13 protein-coding genes are annotated in these 16,337 nt (G+C 70.7%); 8 read left to right on the top strand and 5 right to left on the bottom strand.

Going from position 1 to position 16,337, the window contains the following annotated elements:
* Positions 1–5: 5 nt before the first annotated feature.
* From HNR40_RS43140 to HNR40_RS43130, 3 genes are read right to left on the bottom strand one after another with little or no spacing between them, the layout of a single operon-like run.
* The gene (locus HNR40_RS43140) at positions 6–1,553 is read right to left on the bottom strand and encodes an MFS transporter (protein ID WP_184972153.1); all 1,548 of its coding nucleotides are present in this window, start codon (positions 1,551–1,553) and stop codon (positions 6–8) included.
* Positions 1,550–4,237, bottom strand: coding sequence for an MMPL family transporter (locus HNR40_RS43135; protein WP_246510299.1), 2,688 nt, complete (start codon positions 4,235–4,237; stop codon positions 1,550–1,552). The genes HNR40_RS43140 and HNR40_RS43135 overlap by 4 nt, the downstream gene beginning before the upstream one ends.
* Entirely contained in the window at positions 4,230–5,852 is a 1,623-nt protein-coding gene (locus HNR40_RS43130; RefSeq protein ID WP_312896746.1) for a fatty acyl-AMP ligase, read from the bottom strand. Before HNR40_RS43130 ends, HNR40_RS43135 begins: the two co-directional genes overlap by 8 nt.
* 107 nt (positions 5,853–5,959) lie before the next feature.
* Here HNR40_RS43130 and HNR40_RS43125 point away from each other — a divergent pair, with 107 nt between their 5' ends.
* Positions 5,960–7,207: an MFS transporter gene (locus HNR40_RS43125; protein ID WP_184972149.1), complete on the top strand. Its 1,248-nt coding sequence runs from the start codon at positions 5,960–5,962 to the stop codon at positions 7,205–7,207.
* Positions 7,208–7,719: 512 nt separating this feature from the next.
* On the opposite strand, the gene HNR40_RS43120 is transcribed toward HNR40_RS43125, so the two are convergent.
* Positions 7,720–8,826 carry an NAD(P)/FAD-dependent oxidoreductase gene (locus tag HNR40_RS43120; RefSeq protein ID WP_184972147.1) on the bottom strand — a complete coding sequence of 369 codons (1,107 nt, stop codon included), beginning with the start codon at positions 8,824–8,826 and terminating at the stop codon, positions 7,720–7,722.
* A 41-nt stretch (positions 8,827–8,867) separates the two neighbouring features.
* The gene (locus HNR40_RS43115) at positions 8,868–9,398 is read right to left on the bottom strand and encodes a hypothetical protein (RefSeq protein ID WP_184972145.1); all 531 of its coding nucleotides are present in this window, start codon (positions 9,396–9,398) and stop codon (positions 8,868–8,870) included.
* 189 nt (positions 9,399–9,587) lie between these two features.
* On the opposite strand from HNR40_RS43115, the gene HNR40_RS43110 reads away from it, so the two are divergent.
* From HNR40_RS43110 to HNR40_RS43080, 7 genes are all read left to right on the top strand, one after another.
* Positions 9,588–10,217 carry an IclR family transcriptional regulator gene (locus HNR40_RS43110; protein ID WP_184972143.1) on the top strand — a complete coding sequence of 210 codons (630 nt, stop codon included), beginning with the start codon at positions 9,588–9,590 and terminating at the stop codon, positions 10,215–10,217.
* Between the two features lie 77 nt (positions 10,218–10,294).
* On the top strand, positions 10,295–11,455 hold the full coding sequence (locus HNR40_RS43105) for a homogentisate 1,2-dioxygenase (protein ID WP_184972141.1): 1,161 nt from the start codon (positions 10,295–10,297) through the stop codon (positions 11,453–11,455).
* Positions 11,452–12,207: a hypothetical protein gene (locus HNR40_RS43100; RefSeq protein WP_246510297.1), complete on the top strand. Its 756-nt coding sequence runs from the start codon at positions 11,452–11,454 to the stop codon at positions 12,205–12,207. The genes HNR40_RS43105 and HNR40_RS43100 overlap by 4 nt, the downstream gene beginning before the upstream one ends.
* Positions 12,194–13,306 carry a fumarylacetoacetase gene (fahA, locus tag HNR40_RS43095; protein ID WP_184972139.1) on the top strand — a complete coding sequence of 371 codons (1,113 nt, stop codon included), beginning with the start codon at positions 12,194–12,196 and terminating at the stop codon, positions 13,304–13,306. Before HNR40_RS43100 ends, fahA begins: the two co-directional genes overlap by 14 nt.
* Before the next feature lie 73 nt (positions 13,307–13,379).
* Entirely contained in the window at positions 13,380–14,573 is a 1,194-nt protein-coding gene (locus tag HNR40_RS43090; protein ID WP_184972136.1) for a L,D-transpeptidase, read from the top strand.
* Between the two features lie 54 nt (positions 14,574–14,627).
* Positions 14,628–15,059, top strand: a complete 432-nt coding sequence (locus tag HNR40_RS43085) for an NfeD family protein (protein ID WP_184972134.1) — start codon at positions 14,628–14,630, stop codon at positions 15,057–15,059.
* A gap of 4 nt (positions 15,060–15,063) precedes the next feature.
* Positions 15,064–16,143 (top strand): SPFH domain-containing protein, encoded by a 1,080-nt coding sequence (locus HNR40_RS43080; protein WP_184972132.1) that lies wholly within the window; start codon positions 15,064–15,066, stop codon positions 16,141–16,143.
* Positions 16,144–16,337 lie beyond the last annotated feature (194 nt).

Below are 16,337 nucleotides of genomic sequence, written 5' to 3'. Positions count from 1 at the left end.
CACCCTCACGGCAGGCTCAACACACTGACCAGCGCCCCACCCAGCACCAGAGCGGCGGCGGCGAGCAACCCGACGGTGTACCCGGCGGCGAACGTCCCCACGGCGTGCACCACCCCGCCGACCCCCGCGATCCCGAACAGCCCGGAAACCTCCCGGCTCACACTGAACACCCCGCCCGCCACCCCTGCCCGCTCCTCAGGCACCGCCCCGAGCACCGCCGAACCCAACGGCATCGTCAACGCCGACCCCACCCCGATCGCGCAGACTGCGGGCAGCAGATCCACCCACCCATCCCCCGGCCCCAGAAAAGCCGCCACCACCATCCCGGCCGCCACCAGCACCAGACCCGCCGCGACGGTACGCCCCGCTCCCGCCCACCGCTCCACCCACGGCACCAGCGGCGCGACCGCCACGACCAGCAGGGCCAGCGGCATGAACGCCAGCCCGGAGGCCGACGGCGTGAACCCGAGCACGTCCTGCAGGAAGATCGCGGTGTAGAAGAACACCCCGTTCACCCCGAGCCCCCAGAGCACCTGCGCCACCACGCCGCCGCTGAAGCTCCGGACCCGGAACAGCGCCAGATCCACCATCGGCCGCACCGCCCGCCGCTCCACCACTACAAACGCCACCCCCGCCACCAGGCACGCAACCGCACCGACGACGATGGCCGGCCGGGCCCAGCCGTACTCGACCCCGTGGATCAGCACAAAGGTCCCCGCCCCCAGAAACACCCCCGAACACACCACCCCCGGCACATCCACCCCCACCCAAACCCGCCCCCAACCCCCACCCCCGAACCCACCCCTGACCCTGACGACCCCATCGCGGAGGCCGAAGCCAGAACGGAAGGCGGAATCCGAGCGGTACCCGGCGTGCGAGCGGGACCCGGAGTGCGGGCAGGACCCGGAGCGGGAGGCGGAGGGCGAGCGCGACCCGGAGCGGGGGTGGGAGGCCGAGTGGGAACGGGCTGCGGGTTGAGGGTCCAAGGGCAGAGTCACCAGCGCCAGCCCGATCACCGCAGCCCCCAACGGCACGTTGATCAGGAACACCCACCCCCAGTGCGCGTGCTCGCTCAGATACCCGCCGACCACCGGCCCGAGCGCCAGCGCCGCCGCCCCGGAGGCCATCCACACCGCGATCCCCGCCGACCGCCGCCGCTCCCCGACTCCCGCCAGCACAGCCAACGTGGCGGGCAGCACCATCGCCGCCCCCACCCCCTGCACCACCCGAGCCGCCACCAGCACCTCCACGGCCCCGGCCAACCCCGCGACCAGCGAAGCGGCGCTGAACACCGCCATCCCCGCCACCAGCACCCGTCGCCGCCCCCAGAGGTCCGCCAGCCGTCCCCCGGCAAGCATCAACCCGGCAAACGTGATCACATACCCCGTGGCCACCCACTCCATGGCCGCCAGCCGCGCCCCCAGTTCCCTCTGCATCGTGGGCACCGCGACCGTCACGACCGTGTTGTCCAGCGTCGTCACGAACCCCGCCAGCCCCACCACCCCGAACACCCCGGCCCAGGCCCCCTCCACCCGGGTGGCCGCGACCGTCACGACTCAACCTCCGCCCAAACCCACCCACCCGGCACAGCCCTGACCACCCTGGTACGGCCGGCCGTAACCTTGACCCACCCGATCTCCCCATCCTCGGCAGGCGCCGGAACCTCCCTCCGCGAGTAGGGCAACTTCCGCAACGGCCCACGCCCGGCCACCCGGGGGTTCACCACGTGCTGGGCCGGCGGCTCCGGCTCGTGCTCGGCCGCCACGGGCTCAGGGTCGGTATCGGCCCCGAACACCACCCGCCCACTCACCCCACCCTCGGCAGCCCGTTCACCCGGAGCGCTCTCCCAGTACCACCCGGGCCCGTCGGGATTGGGCCGGATAACCCGAGCCGACGCCGCATCACCCGTATCACCCGTATCACCCGTATCACCCGCGCTGCCCGCCGTACCAGAGTGCCGAACTCCACCACCGTCCCGACCCACCGACCCGGCGCCAAGAGCACGCGGCCGCGCCCCCTCAACCCCCACCACCGCTACGGCAGACCCACCGCTGATCGTGGTGTGGGGGTTGAGGAGGTGGGTGTGGAGGGAGTGGAGCCAGCGGGGCAGCCACCAGTTGGCCCCGCCCATGAGGCGCATCGTCGCCGGCACCAGTAACGCCCGTACCAAGGTGGCATCCACCACGATGGCCGCGAACATCCCCACGCCCAGCAGCTTCACGATCGTGATCCCGGCCGTGGAGAACGCCCCGATCACCACAAGAAGCAGCAGGGCAGCACTGGTGATGATCCCGCCGGTCTTCTCCAGTCCGAGGGCCACAGCGGCAGCGTTGTCCTGAGTGCGCAGCCACTCCGTACGCACTCTGGACAGCAGGAACACCTCGTAATCCATCGACAGCCCGAACACCACCGCCAGGATCAGCACGGTCACGGTCGCCTCGATGGTCCCGGTCGGGGTGAAGCCGAGCGCGCCGGCCAGGTGTCCGTCCTGGAAGGCCCAGACGATGACGCCGAAGGACGCGCCGATGGACAGGACGTTCATGAGCAGAGCTTTCAGGGGCAGCACCACGGAGCCGAACGCCATGAACAGCAGCACGAACGTCACTCCGCCCACGACCAGCGCCATCCACGGCAGGACGGCGGTGAGGCTGGCCATCAGGTCCATCTGCGCGGCGGTGGGTCCGCCCACGACGGCGGCGCGCATGTTGGGCTCGGGGGCCATGGACCTGATCAGGGTGACGATCTGCTGGGCGCGCGCGGACATGGGGTCGGCGTCATAGCGGACCGACAGGCGGACGGCGCCGTTGGCCTGGGAGACTCCGGCCAGGTCGACGCCGGTGACGCCGTCGAGGGCGTCGATGCGGTCGGCGAACGGCTTCGCGTCCAGCGGGCTGACGGGGGTGACGCCGGAGACGGGCGTGTAGCCATGGCCCACGGGTCCGGGGGCGGCGGGCTTTCCGGAGAAGTGGCGTTCGATGAGGACGTGCACGTCGATGGCGGCCATGGAGTTGCGCGCGAAGTCGCGGTCGACGGCCTCGGCGACCTGGCGGGACTCGGCGGCGGCGGGCAGGACGCGGTGGTCGACGTTGCCGAACTTCACGTGGGCGAACGGCAGCGCCAACGCCACCAGCACCGCCATCACCCCAACGAGATAAATACCCGGCTTTTTCATGACACTGGCTGCGATGCCCCGCCAGAAGGTGCCGTTTCCGGTGAAGACCGGGACCACCCGCACCGCGTCCACCCGCCGCCCCAGCACGCCCAGCACCGCGGGCAGCACCACGAGCGCCGACAACATGGCCACGAGCACCACCGCCGCCGCCCCGAGCCCGATCGAACGCAGGAACATCTGCGGGAACAGCAGCAGCCCCAGCAAGGACGTGGCCACGGTGAGCCCGGAGAACGCCACGGTCCGCCCGGCCGTGGCCATCGTTCGCACGACGGCCTGCTCGTTGGTGGCGCCCTGCCGTACCTCCTCCCTGAAGGCGCTCAGCACGAACAGCGAGTAGTCGATCGCCAGCCCCAGCCCGAGCATGGTGACGACGTTGAGCGAGAAGACGGAGACCTCGGTCACCTCGGTCAGCAGCCGCAGCAGAGCCAGCGCGCCGAGCACGGACAGCAGCCCGACCAGCAGCGGCAGCCCCGCGGCGACCAGGCTGCCGAAGACGATCACCAGCAGCACGAGCAGCACCGGCATCGAGATGGCCTCGGCCCTGGCCAGGTCGCGGCCGGTCTGGTCGTTGAGCTCCTTGACCAGGGGCACCGAGCCGCCCACCTTGACCTGGAGGTTCTCGACGGCGAGGCGGTCCTTGACCTCGGCGTAGGCGCGCTGCTTGGTCTGCGGGCCGCCGCGCAGGGTGATCAGCGCGTAGGTGGAATGCTCGTCCTTCGAGACCATCCGGGGGGAGGCGGTGGTCCAGTAGGTGGCGAGCTTGCGCACGTGGGCGGCGGGCAGGCGGCGCAGCGAGTCGTGCACCGCCTTCTTGAACCTCGGGTCGGCGACCTTGACCTTCGGATGCCGATAGAGGACGACCACGTCGGGCGAGTTGCCGCTGTACCAGACGTCGTTCCAGCGCGCGGCCGTGGTCGAGTCGGCCTTGGGGTCGTCGAACCCACCGTCCACCATCCGCCCGAACAGCTCCATGCCGAACGGCGCGGCCAGCACCGCCAGGGCGAGGCTCAGCACCAGCAGCGTCCACCTGCCGCGATAGACGATCCGCCCGGCCGACTCAAACAAAGGCGTCCTCCAGGTAGGCCTGAAGACAGGCCCGCCGCGCGATCTTCCCGCTGGACGTCCTCGGTACGGCTCCCGCCGCCGCCAGCACCACGTCGTGCACGGCCAGATCGTGCGTCCTGGCCACGGCGGCCCGCACGAGCCTGGCCACCTCGGACGGCTCCGCCTCCAGCCCCCGCCGGGACCGCTCGGCCACCACGACCACCCGCTCCCCCAACTCACCCGGCACCGCGAACGCCGCCACGTGGTCGCGCCGCACCGCCTCGCACGCCTCCTGAACGGTGGCCTCGATGTCCTGCGGGTAGTGGTTGCGCCCGTCGACGATGATCAGGTCCTTGATCCGCCCGGTCACGTAGAGCTCACCCTCGTGGATGACCCCGAGGTCGCCGGTGCGCAGCCAGCCCGACCCGAACACCTCGGCGCTGCGTTCGGGGTCGCGCCAGTAGGCACGGGCGACGTTCGGCCCCTGGACGCGGATCTCGCCGACGTGCCCGTCCGGGGCGTCCACGCGGACCCGTTGCCCGGTCGGGCGTCCGCAGGAGACGAGCGTGCTCTTGCCCCCCGACGTGTACGCCACCGCCCGCCCCTCCCCGAGCGCCTCCCGGTCGAACTCGGTGACCTTGGCGACCTCGTCACAGCCGACGGCCGAGACGAACACGGTGGCCTCGGCCAGGCCGTACGCGGGAGTGTGGGCCTGCGGCCGCAGCCCGCAGCGCGCGAACGCGGCGTGGAAGGCGGCGCCGGTGCCTGGCCTGACCGGTTCCGCGCCGTTGAGCATGACCCGCACCCCGGACAGGTCCAGCCCGTCCTTGTCGGCCTCGCTCACCCGCGCGGCGGTGTATTCGTAGGCGAAGTTGGGCCCGCCGGTGTAGACGTCGTGGAACTCGCTGAGCAGCCGCAGCCAGCGCACCGGGTGCATGACGAAGGCCACCGGGTCCATGAACGCCACCTGGTTGCCGCCGACGATGGGCAGCGCGATGGTGGCGATCAGCCCCATGTCGTGGAAGAGCGGCAGCCAGAGCGCGGCGACGGAGGTGCGCGGCGTGGCGTCGAAGGCCTCCCAGAGCTGCAGGGCGTTGGCCTCCACGTTGCCGTGGGTGATCTCCACGCCGGTGGGCTGCCGGGTGGAGCCGGAGGTGTACTGCAGGTAGGCCAGGTCGTCCGGGCCGAGCGCCGCCTCGTCCCACTCGTCGGCGAGCAGGTCGGAGACGGTGTCCACGGCGAGCACGGCCCCGCCGTCCACGAAGGCCCGCACACCGGGCAGCGCGGGCGTGGTCGTGAGCACGAGGGCGGGCTCGGCGTCGGTGTAGGCGCGGGCCAGCCGCTCGGCGTGGCCGGGCAGGTCGGGCGCGAACAACGGCACCGCGACGACCCCGGCGTAGAGAGTCCCGATCATGGCCACGACGTAGTCGAGCCCCTGGGGCGCGAGGATGGCCACCCGGTCACCGGGCCCGGCCAGCTCCCGCACGCGTACGGCCAGCGCGCGGGCCCTGCGGTCCACCTGCCGCCAGGTGAGCGTGTGCCATCCCCCGTCGCCCAGATAGTCGACGAAGGTGTAGGCGGGCGCGTCGGGAATCTCCCTGGCCCACCGGGCGACTCGCTGTATCAGCACGCTCACGATCCAGAAAATTACGGTAGATAGCACCGCGTTTCTTGCCAATCGCCTGCACATTCCAAAGCCGGTCTTGTTACCCGCCGACAGAAATGTCGCAGGCAGGCGGAACAATGGCGCGAGTGCAGAGCTTCCGCCAGGATCTCGGGCTTCTCCGGGATCACCGTTTCACCCTCCTGTTGTCGGCCAGGACCATCTCGGTCCTCGGCAGCGCCTTCGCGCCGGTGGCGCTGGCGTTCGGCGTGCTCGGGCTGCCGGGGGCCGACGCGTCCACGCTGTCGGTGGTGCTGACCGCCCAGTCGCTGCCGATGGTGCTGTTCATGCTGGTCGGCGGGGTGATCGCGGACCGCTTCCCCCGGCAGCTGGTCATGATGACCGGCGAGTGGGTCAATTGCGCCGCCTACGCCGCGCTGGCCGCGATGCTGTTCACCGGCTGGACTCCCCTGCCAGCGCTGGCCACCGCCGCCGCCCTCGGCGGGATCGCGATGGCTGTGCTCTTCCCCGCCCTCACCGGCATCATCCCCGAGGTCGTGCCCGCCGAACGGCTGCAGACCGGCAACGCCCTGCTCGGCCTGGGCGCCAACACCTCCCGCGTGGCCGGGGCGGTGCTCAGCGGCATCACCGTGACGCTGGTCGGCGGCGCCTGGGCGCTGGCGGTGAGCGGGCTGATGTTCGGCGTCTCCGGGCTGCTGATCCAGTTCCTCCGCCTGCCGCCGCACGTGCGTACCGGCGCCGCGCGGCCCTCGGTGCTGCGCGACCTGAAGGACGGGTGGACGGAGTTCAGATCCCGGCAGTGGCTGTGGGTGGTCGTCGCCCAGTTCTCCATCATGATCATGGCCTTGCAGGCGGCCCACGGGGTGCTGGGGCCGCTGCTGGCCAAGGAGCATCTCGGCGGCGCGGGCGCCTGGTCGGCCGTGCTCGCCGGGGAGGCCGTGGGCACGCTGGTCGGTGTGGTGGTGGCGTTGCGGCTGCGGCCCAAGCGGCCCATCCTGATCGCCACGCTGCTGTGCTTCCCTTCGGCGCTGCCGTACCTGCTGCTGGGGGTGGACGCGCCGCTGTGGGTGGTGGTGGCGGGGGCCTTCTTGCTCGGGATCTGCTTCGACGTGTTCGGCGTGCTGTGGCAGACCACGTTGCAGCGGGAGGTGCCGCCCGAGGCGCTGTCGCGGGTGAGTGCCTACGACGCGCTGGGGTCGTTGATGTTCGGGCCGCTCGGCTTGTTGCTGGCGGGCCGCCTGGCGGTCATGGTCGACGCGAGGTCGGCCATGCTGGTCTGCGCGGGCGTGGTCGTGGTGTCGACGGCCGCGGCCCTTCTCTCACCGGGTGTACGCAACCTGCGGGCGCCGGAGTTCCCCGCGAAGTAGTCGTTGGCGCTCCGCTGGAACATCAGCGTCACCGCCCCCAGTACCGCGGCCAGGTGGAGCACCCGGCTCGCGCCCATGGCGAGGCCGGCCGCGTCGGCCGAGTACAGCGCTGCGGACAGGCCGCCACCGGCCATGAAATACCGGATCGGCTCGATGACCAGCGAGATCGTGCCGAACACGCCCAGGGTCGCGGTCAGTGTGAGCCTGGCCCAGTTCTTGCCCCTGCGCAGGGCGAGCGCCAGGTAGATCGCGGCGGCGTAGATCGCCAGGCGCAGGCCTAGGCCCCCGGCGAGCTCGCCCACGCTCGCCTCGCCGCTGATGAGCAGGCCGCTGACGGCGATCGCGGTCTCGACGGCGCCGAGCGCGACCGCGGTGAGCCACAGGCCCGCGGCGGTGCGGACGGAGTGCGGAGCAGACATCTTCGTTCCTTCCCGAGTTCCTCCCCGAAGTGTCCGCCGCGCTCACCGTCCCGATCTGCCCCGCACTCCCCCGAAGCGCTGGTAGGGCTGGCCTTACCTGGACTCTCCGCTGGTCCGCAGGCCTCTGGTCGGCACCCGCTCGCCCAGTCCGAAGCGGGCGTCGGGGGCGTGCTCGCCGTCCAGGACCCCGGCCACGTACGCGGCCAGCGCCGGCGCGTGCTTGAACCCGTGCCCGGAGTCCCCGCCCAGCAGCCACACGCCAGGCGCGGTCTCGGCGATGATCCACTCCGCGTCGGGCGTGAGCGCGTACTGGCAGACCTGGCTGAACAGCACCGGCGCATCGGCCAGCGACGGGAACCTGCGTGCCAGATACGTCCTGGCCCGCTCCACGCCGGCGGCGTCCACGGTGCGCGGGCCGTGCTCCGGCTCGTACGGCTCGCCCTCCACGTCGGAGGTGGCCTTCATCCCCACCCCGTCCACGTCGCCGTGCCCGTAGAAGGAGGCGCTGTAGTCCACGAAGGCCGGCATCCCCGGCACGGTCCACTCGCTCGGCACCGCGAAGTGCAGCGTGTCCTGCTTGGTGACGGTCAGCGGCGCCTCGAACAGCTCCGGCATCCACGCCCCCGTCGCCCAGACCACCCGGTCGGCGGTGAGCGTCCGCCCGTCGATCACCACCCCGCCGTCCGAGGGCAGCGCCCGCGCCCTGACGAGCTCCGCCCCGGCCCGTACGGCCAGCGCCGCCGTCACCTGCGTGGCCCGCCGCGCCCTGACTACCCCGGCCTTCGGCTCCCAGAGCAGGAAGCTGAGCCCGTCGGGCCGGAACTCGGGGAAGAACCTGCTCCCGTCGGAGGGCTCCAGCACCTCGCAGGGGATGTCCAGGTTCTTCAGCACCCGGGCGCTGGCCTGCTCCCATCCGTCGGGATCCTGGGCCAGCCACATCATCCCGGCCTCGTGGTAGAGCTGCTCACCGGCCTTTTCCTCCAGGCGGCGCCATCCGTCGAGCGCCTGCCAGAAGAACCGGGCGTACCATTCGTCGTCGCCGTGCGCGGCGCGCAGCAGCCGGGTCTCGCCCGCGCTGGCCTGCCGTACGTGCCCGGGTTTGTGCTGTTCGATCAGCGTCACCCGCCAGCCCGTTTCGGCCAGCCGCAATGCCAGCGACGCACCCCAAATACCCGCTCCGACCACGATGACCGATTTCATGCCACCACCGTGGCCGTTCGGCACCGCCCGCCGCAAGGCCCTCAGACCACGATCATCTTCACCACGACGCCCGCGCAGTTGCCCGCCACGCAGATGCGCACGGGGATCTCGAAGTGCCCGCTCGCGGCCGGGACGCCGCCGACATGGCCGTCGGGGCCGATGCTCACACCCTCCGGCAGGTTGTCGTAGTCGGTCACGGTGAAGGTGGGCAGGACGCCGGACGGGCCCCCGTTGATCGAGATCTCGCCGTTCATCGGCTCCCCGACCTTGCCGGGGAAGGTGAGGTTGCCCGGCGCCCATGGAACGTTCCGATAGACGATGAGCGTGATCGTGTCCTCGACGCAGGTCCGCCCGCGGCAGAGCTCGATCGGCGAGGAGAAGGTGCCGGGTCGCAGCGGTTTGCCCTGCAGGCTGCCGCCCTCGTCCACCCGGACGCCCGGCGCCACCTCCTTGGGGCGGATCTGGGCCTGCTCGTCGAAGGGCAGGACCCGCTCGCCGACCTCGATGCCCTGGGTGGCGTAGAAGGTGGTCTCGACCAGCAGGCCGGGCTCGGATGTCCGGGGCGGGGCCATTCCGTTACTCCGGATCAGGGAGGAGGCACGCTCCCCGACCGAAGGCAGAGCGGGGATCAACGCACAGATAGCCAGCCCGCCGATCAGGACAAGCCACATTTGCCGCATATTTACCCCCCGGTCCGACTAACCGGGTACGTACCCGCTTCGGTGCGGAGCGTCACACCAGCACCACGCATAATCAACTGCATGGCCGCAGAATCCGCCCAGACCCTGGAGCGCGGGCTCCGCCTGCTCCGGTTGCTCGCCGACGGGCACGGGGGCCGCACACCCACCGAGCTTGCCGCCTCGCTGGAGCTGAGCAGGCCGGTGGTTTACCGGCTGGTCACGACGCTGATGAACGAAGGGTTCGCGCGCCGGGACGCCGAAGGGCGGGTGCACCTCGGCTTCGGGGTGCTGGTGCTGGCGCAGGCCGTACAACCGCTGCTGAGGGCGGCGGCGCTGCCGACGCTGCGGCGGCTGGCCGAGGAGGTGGGAGCCACCGCGCACCTGACCGTGGCCGAGGGCGACGACGGGCTGGCCGTCGCGGTCGTCGAGCCGTCCTGGACCGACCTGCACGTGGCCTACCGCGAGGGCTCGCGGCACCCGCTGGCCAAGGGCGCGGCGGGCCAGGCCATCCTCGCGATGCGCGGCGGCAACACCGGGTATCAGGTGACGGAGGGCCAGCTCCAGGAGGGCGCCCGCGGCGTCGCCGCGCCGGTCACCGGACTGCCGTGGCTGGAGGCGTCCGTGGGGGTGGTGAGCTTCGGCGGACTCGCCGAAAGCACGGGTCCGCGCGTGGTGACGGCCGCCAGGGAACTCGCCGCCGCGCTCGGTTGACAGTACGGCCCGCCATGAAGGACGGTAGTTACACATAGAGGACATAAGTGTCCGATAACCGGACGGAGTTGAGAGAGATGCCGTACTACCGGCTCGTAGGCGAGGTACCCAGGAAGCGCCACGTGCAGTTCCGGCGCCCGGACGGCGGCCTGTACGCCGAGGAGCTCATGGGCGAAGAGGGCTTCTCATCCGACTCCTCCCTGCTCTACCACCGCTACCTGCCCACCGCGATCGTCAAGGCCGAGGCGGTCGAACCGCTCCTGCCCGCCACGACCAGCCCGAACCTGCCGCTCTCCCCCCGCCACTTCCGCACCCAGGACCTCGCCTCAGCCGGAGACCTGGTGACCGGCCGCATGCTGCTGTCGGCCAACGGCGACGTCCGATTGTCGTACGCCACCAGCGACCGCCCCAGCGAGCTCTACCGCAACTCCATGGGCGACGAGTGCGTTTACATCCAGAGCGGCAACGTGCGCTTCGAGTCCACCTACGGCGTCATCGAGGCCGGAGAGGGCGACTACGTCGTCATCCCCACCGGCACCATCCACCGGTGGGTGCCGTCCGGCACCGTGAACGTGCTGGCCATCGAGGCCTCCGGGCACATCAGGCCGCCCAAGCGCTACCTGTCGCAGTACGGCCAGTTCCTGGAGCACGCCCCCTACTGCGAGCGCGACCTGCGCACCCCGCAGGAGCCCTTCACCGCAGAAGGCGAGGAGGTGCCGGTCCTCGTCCGCACCAGGGGCGGGCTGACCAGGCTCGTTTACCGCAACCACCCGTTCGACGTGGTCGGCTGGGACGGCTACCTCTACCCCTACGCGTTCCACATCAACGACTTCGAGCCGATCGTGAAGAAGACGCACGCGCCGCCGCCCGTGCACCAGACGTTCGAGGGCCCCGGCTTCGTGGTCTGCTCGTTCATGCCGAGGCCGCTGGACTTCCACCCCGACGCGGTGCCGATCCCCTACAACCACCACAACGTGGACTCCGACGAGTTCATGTTCTACGTCGGCGGCGACTACTCCGCCCGCGCGGGCTCCGGCATCGACGTCGGCTCGATCTCCCTGCACCCGGCCGGCTTCACCCACGGCCCGCAGCCCGGCGCCGTCGAAGCGGTCATCGAAGCGGGCGCCACCCACACCAGCGAGATGGCCGTCATGGTCGACACCTTCCGCCCGCTCGACCTCGGCCAGGGCGCGCTGTCATGTGAGGACCCCGGCTACGCCTGGACCTGGGCACGATGAACTCCCTGTTCACCGCCCTCGTCGACGACGCCGGCCTGTTCCCGCCGACCTCGCTGCACATGGACGAGGCCCTCGCCCGCCACCAGCGCGACCTCGAAGCGGCCAGCCCCCTGCTCACCCACCGCTTCCTGTGTCCCGCCTCCCGCCTCGACACGCTGCGCCGCGCCGAGCCCCGCCCCAACCGCATGGGCCTGATCCTCGACACCGACGACCTGCCCGCCTTCGCCGACCTCCCCATCGACTTCGTGGAGGTACGGCTGCCGCCCGAGCAGGCCGCCCGCCTGGACCTGCCCGACGGCGTCCGCCTGTTCATCGAGGTGCCGCCCCGATCCCAGGTCACCGGCCTGCCCGAGGGCGCCGGTCTCAAGGTCCGCTGCGGCGGGGCCACGGCCGACGCCTTCCCGCCCGCCGAACACCTGGGCGCCTTCATCGCCCACTGCGTGGACAACGACATCCCGTTCAAGGCCACGGCCGGGCTCCACCACGCCGTACGCCACTTCGACCCCGCGCTCGGCGTCGACCGGCACGGCTTCCTCAACCTGGTGCTCGCCGTCTGCGAGGCGGTGGAGCACCGCGATCCGGTGCCCGTCCTGCGCACGACGGACGTCGGCCACCTGGTACGGCTGGCGCTGGCCGTACCGGAGGAGAGCGCGAAGCGCGCCCGTGAACTACTCGTCAGCTACGGCTCGTGCAGCACCAGCACGCCCATCGACGACCTCAAGACACTAGGAGTGATCAGTGACGGAGCGTAGGTGGGGCGTCGAGAACCTGCCCTATGGGGTGTTCTCCCGCCAGGGCGAGGCCCCGCGCGTGGGGGTGCGCTACGAGGACCGTGTCCTGGACCTGTCCGCTTTTCTGCACGACGAGGTGTTCGCCACCGGCAGCCTCAACGCCTTCATGGCCCGCGGGCGGCACGCCTGGCACGACACCCGCGCGCTCATCCAGACCAAGCTGACCGACGACCTCTCGCTGGCCGAGCCGCACCTGATCCCGCTCGACCAGGTCACGCTCCACCTCCCCATCGAGGTCGCCGACTACGTCGACTTCTACGCCTCGGTCGACCACGCCACCAACATGGGCAAGATGTTCCGGCCGAACGCGGAGGCGCTGCTGCCCAACTGGCGCCACCTGCCCGTCGGCTACCACGGTCGCTCGGGGACCGTGGTGGTCTCGGGCACGCCGGTCACGCGGCCGAGCGGGCAGTTGCGGGCCGGGGTGTTCGGGCCGTGCGCCAAACTCGACATCGAGGCCGAGCTGGGCTTCGTGGTCGGCGTGCCGTCCGCGATGGGGGCGCCGGCCGGGGCGTTCGAGGACCACGTGTTCGGGGTGACGCTGCTCAACGACTGGAGCGCCCGCGACATCCAGGGCTGGGAGGCGCAGCCGCTCGGGCCCTTCCTCGGCAAGTCGTTCGCCACCTCGATCTCGCCGTGGGTGACGCCGCTGGAGGCGCTGCCCCGGGTGCCCGGGCGTTCGCAGGATCCTGCGCCGCTGGATTATCTGCGCAGGCAGGGTGACTGGGGGCTGGACATCGAGCTGGAAGTGCTGCTCAACGGGGTTGTGGTGGCGCGGCCGCCGTACCGGAGCATGTACTGGACGCCGGACCAGATGCTCGCCCACATGACCGTGAACGGCGCGGCGCTGCGGACCGGCGACCTCTACGGCAGCGGCACGATCTCCGGGCCCGAGCCCGGCCAGCGCGGCTCGCTCATGGAGCTGAGCTGGAACGGCACCGAGCCGATCAAGCTGCCCGACGGGTCGGTGCGCACGTTCCTGGAGGACGGCGACACGGTGACGATCACCGCCACCGCCGGTGGGATCGGCCTGGGGGAGGTTTCCGGAACTGTCCGGTAGGTGACTTGACGTGCTCAAACCGTGACTCACCGCTACCCTTGGAGGCCCCCGCCCCCAGGATTCCAGGAGTGAGATGCGGCTTGCCGCGGCGTTCTGTCTCGTCGTCCTGCTCACGGTCGTGGGGTGCTCCTCGGTCACGGCCGACACCCCCGCGGCCGCGCCCCCGGTCATCACCACCTTTCCGGCCTTCGACACCGACCGCGCCCGGCCCGACCGCGGTCTCGTGGTCAAGGCCGGAGGCGGCACGCTGCGCCAGGTCCTCGCGTACGCCGCGGGCCGCCCGGTGCCCGGCGCCTTCGACCCGGGAGGCACCACCTGGCGTTCCAACTGGGCGCTGGAACCCGACACCGAATACGCGGTGACCGCGACCGCAGCCACCGCCTCCGGTCCCTCGTCGATCGCCATGGGCCGCTTCCGCACCCGCGCCGCCGGACGCCCCTTCGGCGTCTCCTCGGTCTCCCCGCTGCCCGGCGAGGAGGTCGGCGTCGGCATGCCGATCATCGTCACCTTCGACGGCCCCGTCCGCGACAAGGCCGCCGTCGAGCGGGCGCTGGAGGTCACCGCCGCCAAGCCGGTCGAGGGCGCCTGGCGCTGGACCGGCGACACCCAGGCCGTCTATCGCACCAGCCACTACTGGCCTGCCCGGCAGAAGGTCACCTTCACCGCCCACCTGACCGGCGTCCGCCCGTCCCCCGGCGTCTTCGGCACCGCCGACCACACGCTCTCCTTCACCGTCGGCCGCAAGCAGACCAGCACCGTCGACACCCGCACCCACCAGATGGTGGTCAGGCGCGACGGCCAGGTCGTCCAGAACATGGCCATCAGCGCCGGCATGGCCACCACCCGCGAATACACCACCACCAGCGGAGTCCATCTCACGATGGACAAGGGAAACCCGGTGCGCATGGTGTCCCCAGGACGGAAAAAAGGCGATCCAGGTTTTTACGACCTGATGATCGACCACGCCGTGCGCATCTCGAATTCCGGCGAATACGTGCACGCGAAGAACAACGTCTGGGCCCAGGGCCGGGCCAATGTCAGCCACGGCTGCATCAATTCCCGCCCTGACCAGGCAGCATGGTTCTTCGCGAACTCCCTGCGCGGCGACCCCGTCAGCATCACCGGCACCGACCGCCCCCTCGAATGGAACAACGGCTGGGGCTTCTGGCAGCTTTCCTGGGAGAAATGGCAGCTGGGCAGCGCACTTCACGATCCGGCATCCGACGGCGGATGGGTGCAACAAGCGCCCGCTCCAGGTTTACGGTAGGAGAGGGAACACGATGCAGACCTAGGCCCGTTTACCTGTCAGGAGGGCCAACGCATGGAAGATTGGGTTATCTGGATAATCCTCGCCGTCGTGCTCGGCGTGGCGGAGATCTTCACCCTCACGGCCGCTCTGGGCATCCTCGGCGTCGCGTCTCTCCTGACCGCCGCCACAGCGGCACTAGGCCTGCCCATTCCGCTTCAACTGCTCGTCTTCACCCTGTCGTCGGCGGCCGGGCTGTTCACGGTCCGGCCCATCGCCATGCGGCATATACGCCAGCCCCAGCTCAAGCGCTTCGGCGTGGAGGCGCTGGTCGGCAAGCCCGCGTACGTGATCTCCGAGGTCACCGGCCGCGACGGCAGAGTGCGCATCGGTGGCGAGGAATGGTCCGCACGCGCCTATGACGAAACGCTGGTCATCCCCACCGGGGCGACCGTCGACGTCATCGAGATCGAGGGCGCCACCGCCCTCGTCTATCCCCGGGAGTGATCATATGGAGCTGCTGATCGTCGGCTTGGTCATCGCCCTCTTCGCGGTGATCACGGTACTCAAAGCGGTACGCATCGTGCCGCAGGCGAGGGCCCGCAACGTCGAGCGGCTCGGCCGGTACCACCGCACCCTCAAACCCGGACTCAACTTCGTCATCCCCTACGTCGACCGCGTCTACACGATGATCGACCTGCGGGAACAAGTCGTCTCCTTCCGTCCCCAGCCGGTCATCACCGAGGACAACCTCGTCGTCGAGATCGACACCGTCCTCTACTTCCAGGTCACCGACCCACGCGCGGCCGCCTACGAGATCGCCAACTACATCCAGGCCGTCGAACAGCTCACCGTCACCACCCTCCGCAACGTCGTCGGCTCCATGGACCTGGAGAAGACCCTCACCTCCCGCGACACCATCAACAGCCAGCTACGCGGCGTCCTCGACGAGGCCACCGGCAAATGGGGCCTGCGCGTCAACCGGGTCGAGATCAAGGCGATCGACCCGCCCAAGACCATCAAGGACGCGATGGAGAAGCAGATGCGGGCCGAACGCGACAAGCGGGCCGCCATCCTCACCGCCGAAGGCCAGCGCCAGTCCCAGATCCTCACCGCAGAAGGCGACAAGCAGGGCCGCATCCTCCGAGCCGAAGGCCAGCGCACCGCCGCCATCCTCGAAGCCGAAGGCCAGTCCCGCGCCATCGACCAGGTCTTCCAGGCCGTCCACCGCAACGACCCCGACCCCAAGCTGCTCGCCTACCAGTACCTCCAGGTGCTGCCGCAGCTCGCGCAGGGCGAGGGCAACACCCTCTGGGTCATCCCCAGCGAGGTGACCTCCGCGCTGCAGGGCGTGTCCAAGGCCTTCACCGAAGCCCTGCCCCGCTCGGCCGCCACCCGAGACGAGATCACGGACGCTTCTGCGGCCGACGAGGAAGTGGCCAAGGCATCAGAAGCGGCAGCCGCAGCCGTGGCCTCCGCCCAGGAAGCCGAGAAGCCCGGCCTGCCCCGGCAGTTGGGCGCGGCCGTACCGGAACCCTCCCCCTTCCCCAACCTCGAAAAAGACCCCCAGCAAGCAGAACGCAACCCCTAAAGGCATCGAGCTCCGCTACGCTCCGCGCGTTCTCCCAGTCGGGCCGGGGGCCCGACCCCTGTCGGACCTCGCTCCGCTCGGACAGCCTTCCTAAGGCCCACCCGTTACCCAGCTAGGTGGCCAGCGAGCTGGACCCCACCCTCATCTGGCCAGCACGGTGGGCCCACCCTGAAAGGTGGCCGAACCCGGGCCAG

Origin of the sequence: Nonomuraea endophytica (genome assembly GCF_014203235.1) — a bacterium.
In the GTDB taxonomy this organism is placed as follows: Bacteria; Actinomycetota; Actinomycetes; order Streptosporangiales; family Streptosporangiaceae; genus Nonomuraea; species Nonomuraea endophytica.
This window is presented reverse-complemented; position numbering and strand designations above follow the sequence as displayed.

Bases quoted from the DNA above. Each gene is read 5' to 3' on its own strand.
- HNR40_RS43120 (WP_184972147.1), bottom strand. From the start codon at position 8,826: ATGAAATCGGTCATCGTGGTCGGAGCGGGTATTTGGGGTGCGTCGCTG.
- HNR40_RS43125 (WP_184972149.1), top strand. From the start codon at position 5,960: ATGGCGCGAGTGCAGAGCTTCCGCCAGGATCTCGGGCTTCTCCGGGAT.
- HNR40_RS43100 (WP_246510297.1), top strand. From the start codon at position 11,452: ATGAACTCCCTGTTCACCGCCCTCGTCGACGACGCCGGCCTGTTCCCG.
- HNR40_RS43080 (WP_184972132.1), top strand. From the start codon at position 15,064: ATGGAGCTGCTGATCGTCGGCTTGGTCATCGCCCTCTTCGCGGTGATC.
- HNR40_RS43110 (WP_184972143.1), top strand. From the start codon at position 9,588: ATGGCCGCAGAATCCGCCCAGACCCTGGAGCGCGGGCTCCGCCTGCTC.
- HNR40_RS43115 (WP_184972145.1), bottom strand. From the start codon at position 9,398: ATGGCCCCGCCCCGGACATCCGAGCCCGGCCTGCTGGTCGAGACCACC.
- HNR40_RS43085 (WP_184972134.1), top strand. From the start codon at position 14,628: ATGGAAGATTGGGTTATCTGGATAATCCTCGCCGTCGTGCTCGGCGTG.
- HNR40_RS43105 (WP_184972141.1), top strand. From the start codon at position 10,295: ATGCCGTACTACCGGCTCGTAGGCGAGGTACCCAGGAAGCGCCACGTG.
- HNR40_RS43090 (WP_184972136.1), top strand. From the start codon at position 13,380: ATGCGGCTTGCCGCGGCGTTCTGTCTCGTCGTCCTGCTCACGGTCGTG.